This window comes from Streptomyces sp. NPDC005811 (assembly GCF_040630405.1).
Taxonomy (GTDB): domain Bacteria; phylum Actinomycetota; class Actinomycetes; order Streptomycetales; family Streptomycetaceae; genus Streptomyces.
In genome coordinates this window covers 83,995-94,502 of record NZ_JBEXXK010000050.1, presented here as the reverse complement: position 1 = coordinate 94,502, position 10,508 = coordinate 83,995, and the positions used below count along the sequence as shown (strand labels likewise).

Below are 10,508 nucleotides of genomic sequence, written 5' to 3'. Positions count from 1 at the left end.
TGAGGGGTGAAGCGGTGGGGGTGGAGGGGGGTGAGGGGCGGAGCGGAGGGGCGGAGCGGAGGGGTGAAGCGGTGGGGGTGGAGGGGGGTGAGGGGCGGAGCGGAGGGGCGGAGCGGAGGGGTGAAGCGGTGGGGGTGGAGGGGGCGAGGAAGAGGCGGGGGTGGGGAGAAGCGGAGGGGGCGAGGGGCGGAGCGGAGGGGGAGGGTCGAGGAACGGGTGGAGGGGCGAGGAGGGGGCGGGGAGGTGAGGAGGGGGCGGAGCGGGCGAGGAAGGGGCGGGGAGGCCAGGGATGGCCGGCGGGAGCGAAGGGGGGGAGGGGTTGGAGGGGCCGAGGAAGGGGAGGCGGGAGGAGGTGAAGGAGGGGCCGAAGAGGTGAGGGGCGAGGAAGGGGTGGGGGCAGAGGGGGTGAGGGGTGTGGGAAGGGTCGGGCGGGGGGGCAGATGGGGGTGGAGAGGGGGGTGAGGGTGTGGATCGGGGCGGGGTTGGTGGGGATCGGGGGCTGGGCGGAGCCCGGTCCCGAGGGGCGCGGGGAACTGCGCGAACGGTCCCCTGCGAGCCGCACTCGACGACGGCCGGAGACCGAACGGCGCTCGGTGGGTGACCACTTGTCCGGGCGAGGCGGGCGGGTGGGTGGGCAGGGTCAGGCCCAACCGCCTTGGCGCCGCCGCGTCCTGCGCAACAGCCAGAAGAAGAACGGGCTCCCGAGCAGCGCCGTCAGCACCCCCAACGGCAACTCCGCAGGCGCCGCGACCGTACGCGCCACGAGATCCGCCCCCAACAGCACCAACGCCCCCAGCAGCGCACTCCCCGGCACCAGGAACCGGTGCCCGGGCCCCGCCGCCATCCGCAGCAGATGCGGCACCACCAGCCCCACGAACCCGATGATCCCGGACACGCTCACCGCCGCCGCCGTCAGTAGCGCGACGACCAGGATCAGCACCACCCGCAACCGCTCCACCTCCACCCCCAGATGCCGGGCCGGCCGTTCCCCGAGCGCGAGCAGGTCCAGCCGGCGGGCGAAGAAGGGCGCGGCCCCCAGCCCCAGCACCGCGCACGGCAGCACCGCGACCACCTTCGGCCATGTCGCCTGCGACAGCGACCCCAGCTGCCAGAAGGTGATCTGCTGGATCGCCGCCGCGTCGGCGAAGAACAGGAACAGCCCGATCAGCGCCCCCGTGAACGCGTTCACCGCGATCCCGGTGAGGATCAGCGTCACCACCTCGGTACGGCCCCCGGACCGCGCCATGGCGTACACGACCAGCACGGTCCCGAGCCCGGCGAGGAACGCGAACGCCGACACGGTCCACGTCCCCAGCACGTTCACCCCGAACGCGATCGCCCCCACCGCCCCGACCGCCGCCCCGGAGGAGATCCCGATGACCCCCGGCTCGGCGAGCGGATTGCCGAACACGCCCTGCATCAGCGCCCCGGCGCACCCGAGCGAGGCCCCGACGAGCAGCGCCAGCACAATCCTCGGGAACCGCACGTTCCACAGCACGGACTCCGCGACCCGGTCCAGTTCCCGTCCTCCGAGCCCGAGCCGGTGCTGCACGGAGGCGAGCACGTCCTCGACCGGGATCGCATAGGCCCCGAGCGCTCCGGCCACCGGCACGAGCACGAGCAGCGCCACCACCAGTCCGAGGGTGAGCGGCCACGTGACCCCGCGCCTCCGCCGTACGGCCCCCTCAGCCGCCTCCGCGCCCGCCTCCCCGCCCGCTCTCTCGTCCGCCGGGTCATCCACTTCCGCGTCCAGGACAGTCATGAGTGAATCTTAGGTTAGCCTTACCTATCTAAGTCACCCCGTCCGTGCGGTGTTTCAATTCCGGAGTGACTGATTACGACGTGCTCCGCGTCTTCTGCGCGCCGAACGGCGGCTACGGCAACGAACTGGGCGTGGTCCGCGAAGGCTCGGTGCTGCCGGACCGGGAGGACCGCCAGGCCCTGGCGGCGAAACTCGCCTTCAGCGAGACGGTGTTCGTCGACGATCCCGAGCGCGGGGTCATCGACATCTACACCCCCACCTCCCGCCTGCCCTTCGCCGGCTACCCCTGCGTCGGAGCCGCCTGGCTGCTCGACGTCCCCGAACTGGTCACCCCGGCCGGGGTCGTCGGCGCCCGCCTGGACGGGGAGTTCAGCTGGATCGAGGCGCGCGCCGAGTGGGCCCCGCCGCGCACGTTCCGTCAGTACGCGAGCGCCGCCGAGGTCGACGACCTGAGCGTGCCGTCGCCCGGCGAGTGGGTCTACGCCTGGGCCTGGGAGGACGAGCCCGCCGGCCGGATCCGCGCCCGCGGCTTCCCCGGCCGCGGCGACGGCATCGAGGAGGACGAGGCGACCGGAGCCGCCGCGCTCCTGCTCACCGAGCGGCTGGGCCGCGCCCTGAACATCACCCAGGGTGCGGGATCCCAGATCCTCACCGCCCCGCAGCCGTACGGCTGGGTGGAGATCGGCGGCCGGGTCCGTCTGGAGGGCGCCGAGCGCTGATCGCCGGGGGCGGGCGCCGGACGATACATCCGGCGCCCGGCGTCCGTGGTGTTCCGGGCGGCCGTACGGGTGGTCCCGCGTGTGCGCCGGGAGGCGAACGGTTACCTCTGGCGTGACCACTCCGCCTCCGTGAGAGGAGCATCATGCGTATCCGATCAGTTCTGGCCGCCACCGTCCTGGGGATCGCCCTGGCCGCCGCCGGCGCGACGAGCGCCACCGCCGACGAGGGGCCGCGCCACGGCGGCCACCACGGCTCGGAAGCCCGCTACGGCGATGACCACGAGCCCGTGTGCAGCCCGTACGTCGGCAAGATCGACACGGTCTCCAGCGACATCTTCTGGGGTGGCGCGTACTGCGGCTGGTTCTGACCGGACCGGACCGCGCGACGGACGTGGGCCCCTCCCGCCGCGGGAAGGGGCCCACCGCCGTCTCCCGCCGCCGTCTCAGGCCGCTCAGGCCGAGAGCGGGAACTCCTCGCCCAGCGCCCGGAACACGGCCGTGTTGAGCGCGAAGGCCCGCTTGCACTCGGCGACGATCCGCTGCTTCTCCAGGTCGTCCGCCCGCACCGCGTCGAGCAGTTCCCGGTAGTCCCGCTTGAAGGCCGCCGGGTTGCCGATCTCCTCGAACACGTAGAAGCGGACGCCGTCACCCTTCTTCTCGAAGCCCCAGGCCCTCTCGGCCCGGTCGCGGATGATCTGGCCGCCGGAGAGGTCGCCGAGGTAGCGCGTGTAGTGGTGGGCGACGTACCCGGCCGGCCAGTCCTCGGCGCAGGCGCGCACCCGGTCCGCGTACGCCCGCGTCGCCGGCAGGGCCGACAGCCCCGCCCGCCAGTGCGCTCCCCGGAGGTGGGCCAGGTCCCGCTCCAGCGCGGCCAGCCGGAACAGCTCGGGCCGCACGAACGGTCCCGCCACCGGGTCCGACGCCAGCCGCTCGGTACCGGTCTCCAGGGCCTCGTAGACGAACCAGAGCTGCTCGGTGTAGCGCGCGTACGCCTGTACGCCGAGCCGGCCGCCCAGCAGGTCGCTCATGAACGTCGAGGTCTCGGCCTCCGTGTGCTGCTCGTGGGAGGCGGTGCGGATGACGGTCGAGAAGGAGTCCATGCCGCTCATCCTCTAAGGTAAGGCTTACCTAAGTCAATGGCTTTTGCCGACACCTTGTCGGTAAAAGCGTACAAGGAAAAGGCCCGCTCCGGCCGGGGGAGCGGGCCTTTCGATCGATCGCTGCCGGGCGCTACGGCAGCGTGAGGATCTCCGCGCCGGTCTCCGTCACGACCAGCGTGTGCTCGAACTGGGCGGTGCGCCGGCGGTCCTTGGTGACCACGGTCCAGCCGTCGTCCCACATGTCGTAGTCGTGCGTCCCCAGCGTCAGCATCGGCTCGATCGTGAAGGTCATCCCCGGCTGCATCACGGTCGTCGCGTGCGGGCTGTCGTAGTGCGGGATGATCAGGCCCGAGTGGAACGAGGAGTTGATCCCGTGGCCGGTGAAGTCCCGGACCACGCCGTACCCGAACCGCTTGGCGTACGACTCGATGACCCGCCCGATGATGTTGATCTGGCGCCCCGGCCGGACCGCCTTGATCGCCCGGTTCAGCGACTCCCGGGTCCGCTCCACCAGCAGCCGGCTCTCCTCGTCGACGTCCCCGACCAGGTAGGTCGCGTTGTTGTCGCCGTGCACCCCGCCGATGTACGCCGTCACGTCGAGGTTGACGATGTCGCCGTCGCGCAGCACCGTCGAGTCCGGGATGCCGTGGCAGATCACCTCGTTGACGCTGGTGCACAGCGACTTGGGGAAGCCGCGGTAGCCGAGCGTGGAGGGGTAGGCGCCGTGGTCGCACATGTAGGCGTGCGCGACCCGGTCCAGCTCGTCGGTGGTCACCCCCGGCGCGATCAGCTTGGCGGCCTCCTCCATCGCCCGCGCGGCGATCCGCCCGGCGACCCGCATCGCCTCGACGGTCTCGGGGGTCTGCACCTCACCGCCGGTGTACGGCTTCGGCGCGGGCTTGCCGACGTACTCGGGACGGCGGATGTTTCCGGGCACGGAACGGGTGGGGGAGAGTTCCCCGGGCACGAGCAGCGACTGGCCAGACATGCCCGCGAGTCTATCGAGCGGCCACGGGGGAACATGTGGGTGGCGAGAGGAGCCGGTCATGCCCCTGTTCAAACGGCGCGTCACGGGAAAGCCGGGCGAGTGGTACTACTGCCTGGAGCACAAGAAGGTCGAGGAGGGCCCGGACTGCCCCGGCAAGGACCGCTTCGGCCCGTACGCCTCCCGCCAGGAGGCCGAACACGCCATGGAGAGCGCCCGCGAACGCAACCTCCAGTGGGAGAACGACCCGCGCTGGCACGACGCGCCGAAGAGCGAGGCGGGTGAGGCGGGTGAGGACTAGCCGCCGGTGACCGGTGCGGGTGCCTGGGCCGCGCGCCGCTCGCGTTCGCGGGCCGCGTGGTCGTCGGTCCGTACGTCGTAACGCATCAGCGCCGGCAGGCACAGGGCCAGCAGTCCCACCGCGCCGGCGCACAGCGCTCCGCCCGACCACACGGACGTCCGCACCCCCAGCCAGGCCGCGACACCGCCGCTGCGGACCTGGCCCACCGTCGGTCCCACCGAGTACGACAGCAGCTCGATCCCGGCGAGCCGCCCGCGCAGCTCGTCCGGGATCGTCTGGTTCCACATCGCGCCCCGGAAGATCCCGCTGACCATGTCGCACCCGCCCGCGAGGGTCAGACAGAGCAGCACCAGCCAGACGTTGCCGACGAGCCCGGCGCCCGCGATCGCCACGCCCCACAGCGCGGCCGCGACCACGACCGCCCGGCCGTGCCGGTGCACCCGGGAGGTCCAGCCGCTCGTCAGGCTCACCAGCATCGCCCCGGCCGGCACGGACGCGTACATCAGGCCCAGCGACCACTCGGCGTCCAGTTCGTCGGCGAGGAACGGCAGCACGGCGAGCGGCATGGCCAGGAACATCGCGGCGAGGTCCACGGCGTACGTCCCGAGGAGTTCCTTCCGTCCCCAGGCGTACCGGGCGCCCTCGGCGATCGCCTGCCAGGACGGCTTCGCCGCCATGGGGGTGCCCCCGCTCGAGCGGAGCCGAGAGTGGGGGAGGGCGGCGGGGGAGGCGGCGATGCCGACGGTCAGGGCGAGCGAGACGGCGAAGGTGAGCGCGTCGGCGGCGTAGGCCCAGCCGAGGCCCGCGTACGCCACGACGATCCCCGCGACCGCCGGGCCGGCGACCCCGCCGACCGTCCAGCGCAGCGAGTTCAGCGCGGTGGCCGCGGGCAGATGCTCATGGGCGACGATGCGCGGCCACAGCGAGTCCAGCGCGGGCCGCTGCACGGAGAACAGCACGGCGGAGAGCCCCGCGACGAGGTACAGCGGCCATACGGCGGGCTCCGGCAGCAACGCGTTCACCAGGAGGGCGGCACTGAGCAGGCCCTGCCCGGCCTCCGTCCACAGGATCAGGGTCCGCTTGTCGAGGGCGTCGGCGAGCGCGCCGCCGTACAGCCCGAACACCACGAGCGGCACCAGCTCCACGGCCCCGATCGCCCCCACCGCCGCCGCGGACCCCGTCAGCTCCTTCAACTGCACCGGCAGCGCGACGAACGTCAGGAAACTCCCGAAGCTCGAGATCAGCCCCGAGACCCACAGCCGCCGGAAGTCACGGGAGGCCCGCCAGGGGGCGAGATCGGGAAGCAGCGCGCGCAGGGAGTCGATGACCACGAGGGGCCATGCTCGGCGGCCCGGGGGAGGAGGGCAACGGGTTTTCCCACCCGCCGCACCTTCCCGGCCGCACAAGCCACCCACCTCCCGCGCCCGGCCGTCTGCCGCGCCGGCCCCCGGGCTGGGCCGCCCCCAGTCGGTTCTGCCGGAGGCAGTGTTCCCACCGAGACGGGGGGTGGGTGGGCAAGTCACCAGGACGGAGGGGGCGGGGCTGTCAGGGACTCCGCCAGTCGTGCGAGGCGGTCGCGGAAGCCCCGCCGCACTCGCGCCGAGCGCCCGCTCTCGCCCGCCGCCGCGCTGACCAGGTGCTGCACGGTGTCCAGGTCCAGCTCCGAGCCGTCCGGCACGGTCAGCGTCTCGTGGGACAGCGCCGTCAGCTCACCTTCGCCCGGACCGAGGGACAGCACGGTCAGCCCGCAGCGCCGCGCGTCCGCCACCCGTTCCAGCAGCGCCGGATCACCCTCCGGCGACGCCACCAGCAGCGTCTCGCCCCGCCGCGCCGCCTCGATCCGCCCGAGGCCCACCGCGAGATGCGCGGGATCGCCGGGACGCGCGTGATGCCGTACGAGAGTCGGTGCCAGTTCCGGCGTACCGGACCACGCGGCCTCGTCCACCAGATGCGCCGCGAGATGCCAGGGCTCGTACCCCGCCGTCCCCACCAGCAGCAGCCCGCCCCCGTGCGAGACCACCGATCCGCGCAGCACCGCGCCGAACCTCCGCGTGGCCCCCAGCCACTCCGTCCCGGCGAGCACCTCGCGCAGCAGCGCGACCCGTACGGCGTCCATGCGCCCGCATCCTGCCCCAGCCGCCCCGCCCCCGCCCCCGCTTCGCCCCCGATTCACCCGACACGGCGAAGCGGCCGTCACCGCCCCACGTAAAGTCGGCCCATGACCTCTACCGACAGCGCACAGAACGCCCCCGCGAAGGCCCCCGCCAAGGACCCGTGGGACCTCCCCGACGTCTCCGGACTGGTCGTCGGCGTGCTCGGCGGCACCGGCCCGCAGGGCAAGGGTCTCGCCTACCGGCTCGCCAAGGCCGGCCAGAAGGTGATCATCGGCTCGCGCGCCGCCGACCGCGCGCAGAGCGCCGCCGAGGAGCTCGGGTACGGCGTCGAGGGCGCCGACAACGCCGAGACCGCCCGCCGCAGCGACATCGTGATCGTCGCCGTGCCGTGGGACGGACACGGCAAGACCCTGGAGTCGCTGCGCGAGGAACTGGCCGGCAAGCTCGTCGTCGACTGCGTCAACCCGCTCGGCTTCGACAAGAAGGGCGCCTACGCCCTCAAGGCCGAGGAGGGCAGCGCCGCCGAGCAGGCCGCCGCCCTGCTGCCGGACTCCCGGGTCGCGGCCGCCTTCCACCACCTCTCCGCCGTCCTCCTCCAGGACCCGGCGATCGAGGAGATCGACACCGATGTGATGGTGCTGGGGGAGGAGCGGGCCGACGTCGAGATCGTGCAGGCCCTGGCCGGCCGGATCCCCGGCATGCGCGGCGTCTTCGCGGGCCGGCTGCGCAACGCCCACCAGGTGGAGTCCCTGGTCGCCAACCTGATCTCCGTCAACCGCCGCTACAAGGCCCACGCGGGACTGCGGGTCACGGACGTCTGAGCGCATGGGGGACACTGGACGACGCACGCACCGCCCACCCGGTGTCCCCCGACAGGAGAGCAGCACCATGCCCCGCCTCGCGATCTACACCCTCGTCGTCTGTCTCCTCGCCGTCGCCGCCGCGGTCGTCTCCTTCGCGCAGGGAAGCTTCCTCGGGGTGATCTGGGTGCTGCTCGCGGGGCTGTCGTCCAACATGACCTGGTACTACGTCAAGCGGGACAAGGCCCGGAAGTCCGTCACCGGCTGACCGCGCAGTACTCGTTCGTCTCCTGCCAGAAGCGGTAGAGGTTCTGGCCGCAGTACGTGTCGAAGTCGCTGATGCCGAGCCCGCGCAGCACGGCGTCCACCCCGTCGAAGAACACGGCGTTGACCGACGGCACCCACAGCAGCGCGAACACGAACAGCAGTCCGAACGGCGCGAACGGCTCCACCTGCCGTTTCACGTCGTACGACAGCCAGGGCTCGACCACGCCGTACCCGTCGAGGCCGGGCACCGGCAGGAAGTTCAGGATCGCCGCCGTGACCTGGAGCAGCGCCAGGAACGCGAGCGCGTACCGGAAGGCGGCCGGCACCCCGTCCAGCGCGTCCAGCCAGAACGGCGCCGTGCACACGGCCGCGAACAGCACGTTCGTCAGCGGACCGGCCGCCGAGACCAGACTGTGCTGCCAGCGCTTGTGGATCCGCCCCCGCTCGATGAACACGGCACCGCCCGGCAGACCGATCCCGCCCATGATCACGAAGATCACCGGCAGCACGATGCTGAGCAGGGCGTGGGTGTAGGCGAGAGGATTGAGGCTCAGGTAGCCCTTGCTCCCCACGGTGATGTCACCGCTGTGCAGGGCCGTCCGCGCGTGGGCGTACTCGTGCAGACACAGCGAGACGATCCAGGCCGCCGTCACGAACAGGAACACCGCCAGGCCGGGCTGCTCGGCGAACCCGGTCCAGGTGGCCCAGCCGGTGACCGCGGTGACGGCGAGGATCCCGACGAAGACCGGGCTGATCCTCCGGTCGCCGTGACGGGTGGTGGCGGTGGTCATGGGGCTCCCCTGAGCTGCTCGGCACGCGTGGAACGGCCCGACCGTACCGGGCGCACGGGGAAAACGTCTCGCGGTGGTCCCCTGGTTCCGTGGAAAGGTGGGGACATGGGGTTGTGGCAGGTGTTCTACGAGGACTGGCAGATGGAGTGCTGCGGTGAGCCGTTCGCCGTAGGCGACGAGGTGAGCTGGCCGTTGCTGCTGCGTTCGTCCGGCGAGGTGCTCGGCGGCGGCTGGGACGAACACCTCACCAAGGTCTCCGGGCCGGTCGAGGACGTGCGGGACGACGAGGGCGGGGGCGCGGTGCGGGTCGTGCGCGAAGGTCCGGCGGCGGTGCCGGTCGGCGACGCCTGCGACGAGCTGTTCCCGGGGGACCGGGGCCGCATGGTCGGGCTGCTCGTCGTCAACGGGCACGGCGGCGGCCCGCGGGTGACCGGCCGGGTGCGGGCCGTCCGGGTGGTGACCCAGGTGTACGAGGAGAATCCGCCCGGTTCGCGTACCTGGGAGCCGGTACCGGGGGAACGCGGCCTGCGCCCGGTGGACCGCTGCCCGAAGTGGTTCGACGACGGCACACCGGACGAGCGGGGCCGACGGCCCGCCGAGTCGGGCGTCCTGGCGACCCTGGAGATCCCTGATCCCGCCCCGGATCCTGTGCCCCTGTACCCCTGACCCGCCCCCGGTGTGCGCCACCCCGGCGCAACTCCGTGACCGCTCCCGTTCCCGCCGGAGACAATGAACCCCGTGCGCTATCGCATTCTCGGCACCACCCAGGCACTCCGCCCCGACGGCACCGCCGTCGCCGTCGGCGGGGCGCGGCTGCGTGCGCTCCTGACCGTGCTGGCGCTGCGGGCGGGGCGGAGCGTGCCCACGGGGCTGCTCGTGGAGGAGGTGTGGGCCGGGGATCCGCCCGCCGACGGTCACGCCGCGCTCCAGGCACTGGTCGGACGGCTGCGCCGGGCCCTGGGCGCGGGCGCGATCGCCTCCGGCGCGGGCGGCTACCGGCTCACCGCCACCGCCGACGCCGTCGACCTGCACCGTTTCGAGCGGCTCACCGCGGACGGCGCCCTCGCCCTCGCCGACGGCGACCCCGCCAAGGCGGCCGTCCTCCTCGACGACGCCCTCGCGCTGTGGCAGGACCCGCCCCTGGCCGACCTGCCCGACCGCACCACGGAGGCCGCCCGCCTCCAGGCCCGCCGGCTGGACGCGGTGCGCGCCCGCCACACCGCCGCGCTCGCCCTCGGCCATGCCGAACGGTCGCTGCCGGAACTCACCGCCCTGTGCGACGCCCACCCGCTGGACGAGCCCCTCCAGGCCCTGCGGCTGCGCGCCCTGCGCGACGCCGGCCGCCCGGCCCAGGCCCTGGCCGCCTACGACGGCGTACGCCGCCTCCTCGGCGACCGCCTCGGCTCCGACCCGGGCCCGGAACTCCAGTCCCTCCACGCGGAACTCCTCAACCCACCGACCCCGCACCCCACACCGGCCCCCCACCTCGGCCACGACACCACTCCGGCGCCCCAGCCCGCGCACCCCGGCCACGGCACGGCTCCGGTGGGACAGCCCGCGTACCCGGGTCGTGGCACGGATCCGATGGGACAGCCCGCGTACCCGGGCCACGGCACGGCTCCGGCGGCACAGCCCGCGCACCCCGGCCACGGCACGGCTCCGGTGGGAC

General features: G+C 73.2%; 13 protein-coding genes. 7 read left to right on the top strand and 6 right to left on the bottom strand.

Annotated elements, in window-relative coordinates:
* Nucleotides 1-640 precede the first annotated feature (640 nt).
* Complete coding sequence (locus tag ABZ490_RS39755) at nt 641-1,762, bottom strand: iron ABC transporter permease (protein WP_359001998.1); 1,122 nt, start codon at nt 1,760-1,762, stop codon at nt 641-643.
* A gap of 65 nt (nt 1,763-1,827) precedes the next feature.
* Between ABZ490_RS39755 and ABZ490_RS39750 the strand changes: the two genes are divergently transcribed.
* Both ABZ490_RS39750 and ABZ490_RS39745 read left to right on the top strand, forming a co-directional pair.
* Nucleotides 1,828-2,481: a PhzF family phenazine biosynthesis protein gene (locus tag ABZ490_RS39750; protein WP_359001996.1), complete on the top strand. Its 654-nt coding sequence runs from the start codon at nt 1,828-1,830 to the stop codon at nt 2,479-2,481.
* Between the two features lie 143 nt (nt 2,482-2,624).
* Nucleotides 2,625-2,849, top strand: a complete 225-nt coding sequence (locus tag ABZ490_RS39745; RefSeq protein WP_359001994.1) for a hypothetical protein — start codon at nt 2,625-2,627, stop codon at nt 2,847-2,849.
* A gap of 84 nt (nt 2,850-2,933) precedes the next feature.
* On the opposite strand, the gene ABZ490_RS39740 is transcribed toward ABZ490_RS39745, so the two are convergent.
* On the bottom strand, nt 2,934-3,581 hold the full coding sequence (locus ABZ490_RS39740; RefSeq protein WP_359001992.1) for a biliverdin-producing heme oxygenase: 648 nt from the start codon (nt 3,579-3,581) through the stop codon (nt 2,934-2,936).
* Nucleotides 3,582-3,711: 130 nt separating this feature from the next.
* Nucleotides 3,712-4,569 carry a type I methionyl aminopeptidase gene (gene map, locus ABZ490_RS39735; RefSeq protein ID WP_055638794.1) on the bottom strand — a complete coding sequence of 286 codons (858 nt, stop codon included), beginning with the start codon at nt 4,567-4,569 and terminating at the stop codon, nt 3,712-3,714.
* Between the two features lie 58 nt (nt 4,570-4,627).
* Between map and ABZ490_RS39730 the strand changes: the two genes are divergently transcribed.
* Nucleotides 4,628-4,867, top strand: coding sequence for a hypothetical protein (locus ABZ490_RS39730; protein ID WP_359001989.1), 240 nt, complete (start codon nt 4,628-4,630; stop codon nt 4,865-4,867).
* On the opposite strand, the gene ABZ490_RS39725 is transcribed toward ABZ490_RS39730, so the two are convergent.
* Complete coding sequence (locus ABZ490_RS39725; protein WP_359001987.1) at nt 4,864-6,198, bottom strand: MFS transporter; 1,335 nt, start codon at nt 6,196-6,198, stop codon at nt 4,864-4,866. The two genes, ABZ490_RS39730 and ABZ490_RS39725, sit on opposite strands and share 4 nt — an antisense overlap.
* Before the next feature lie 188 nt (nt 6,199-6,386).
* On the bottom strand, nt 6,387-6,983 hold the full coding sequence (locus ABZ490_RS39720; RefSeq protein ID WP_359001985.1) for a hypothetical protein: 597 nt from the start codon (nt 6,981-6,983) through the stop codon (nt 6,387-6,389).
* 102 nt (nt 6,984-7,085) lie between these two features.
* Between ABZ490_RS39720 and npdG the strand changes: the two genes are divergently transcribed.
* Both npdG and ABZ490_RS39710 read left to right on the top strand, forming a co-directional pair.
* A complete protein-coding gene (npdG, locus tag ABZ490_RS39715; protein ID WP_359001983.1) occupies nt 7,086-7,802 on the top strand; it encodes an NADPH-dependent F420 reductase in 717 nt (238 codons plus the stop codon).
* Nucleotides 7,803-7,806: 4 nt separating this feature from the next.
* Nucleotides 7,807-8,049 carry a hypothetical protein gene (locus ABZ490_RS39710; protein ID WP_359001981.1) on the top strand — a complete coding sequence of 81 codons (243 nt, stop codon included), beginning with the start codon at nt 7,807-7,809 and terminating at the stop codon, nt 8,047-8,049.
* On the opposite strand, the gene ABZ490_RS39705 is transcribed toward ABZ490_RS39710, so the two are convergent.
* A complete protein-coding gene (locus tag ABZ490_RS39705; RefSeq protein ID WP_359001979.1) occupies nt 8,039-8,839 on the bottom strand; it encodes a site-2 protease family protein in 801 nt (266 codons plus the stop codon). The genes ABZ490_RS39710 and ABZ490_RS39705 overlap by 11 nt on opposite strands.
* 105 nt (nt 8,840-8,944) lie before the next feature.
* Between ABZ490_RS39705 and ABZ490_RS39700 the strand changes: the two genes are divergently transcribed.
* Nucleotides 8,945-9,505 (top strand): DUF6578 domain-containing protein, encoded by a 561-nt coding sequence (locus tag ABZ490_RS39700; RefSeq protein WP_359001977.1) that lies wholly within the window; start codon nt 8,945-8,947, stop codon nt 9,503-9,505.
* Nucleotides 9,506-9,568: 63 nt separating this feature from the next.
* Nucleotides 9,569-10,508, top strand: a 940-nt coding sequence (locus ABZ490_RS39695) for an AfsR/SARP family transcriptional regulator (protein ID WP_359001975.1), incomplete at its 3' end; no start/stop codon positions are given.